This window comes from Lonsdalea quercina subsp. quercina (assembly GCF_000688655.1).
GTDB lineage: Bacteria > Pseudomonadota > Gammaproteobacteria > Enterobacterales > Enterobacteriaceae > Lonsdalea > Lonsdalea quercina.
Genome location: NZ_JIBO01000037.1, coordinates 1 through 811 on the forward strand (window position 1 = coordinate 1; position 811 = coordinate 811).

Sequence of the window (811 nt, forward strand, 5' to 3'; positions counted from 1 at the left end):
TAAGACACAAACTGATTCAGGTTCTGGGCTCCTCCCCGTTCGCTCGCCGCTACTAGGGGAATCTCGGTTGATTTCTTTTCCTCGGGGTACTGAGATGTTTCAGTTCCCCCGGTTCGCCTCGCAACACTATGTATTCGTGTTGCGATAGTGCAACGGATTGCACTGGGTTTCCCCATTCGGGTATCGTCGGGTATAATGGTTCATATCACCTTGCCGACGCTTTTCGCAGATTAGCACGCCCTTCATCGCCTCTGACTGCCTAGGCATCCACCGTGTACGCTTAGTCACTTAACCTCACAACCCGAATGTGTTTCGTAAAACACTTCGCGCTGCGATTATTTGAGAGACTCTGATACAACAAAATCACATCTCAATACTGCACGGAGAGATATGTTCAGCTGTATCGTTTCAAATTTCAGCTTGTTCCAGATTGTTAAAGAGCAATATCTTAAACACGACTCGTTAAAGTCATCTTTAAGATATTCAGGTGATAATGCCTTTCACTCATTATCGGTATGGCGTCCCCAAGGGGATTCGAACCCCTGTTACCGCCGTGAAAGGGCGGTGTCCTAGGCCTCTAGACGATGGGGACACGAAATCCGACTCAGCCTTCCGGCTCAATCGTTCCGCATCAGCATGAGTCAGAGACTCATCATCAACAGGTGCGCTTTTGCTCTTGCTTTTTCATCAGACAATCTGTGTGGGCACTTCACTAGCACTTCACTTTGGTAAGGAGGTGATCCAACCGCAGGTTCCCCTACGGTTACCTTGTTACGACTTCACCCCAGTCATGAATCACAAAGTGGTAAGC

Annotated in this window: 1 tRNA gene and 2 rRNA genes; all 3 read right to left on the reverse strand. The window is 48.5% G+C overall.

Features of this window, described 5'->3' with window-relative positions:
* A 23S ribosomal RNA gene (locus tag RZ35_RS16890) occupies positions 1-294 on the reverse strand; the annotation flags it as partial.
* Positions 295-516: 222 nt separating this feature from the next.
* Positions 517-592 (reverse strand) — tRNA-Glu (locus RZ35_RS16895).
* 137 nt (positions 593-729) lie between these two features.
* Positions 730-811: ribosomal RNA gene (locus RZ35_RS16900) — 16S ribosomal RNA — on the reverse strand; the annotation flags it as partial.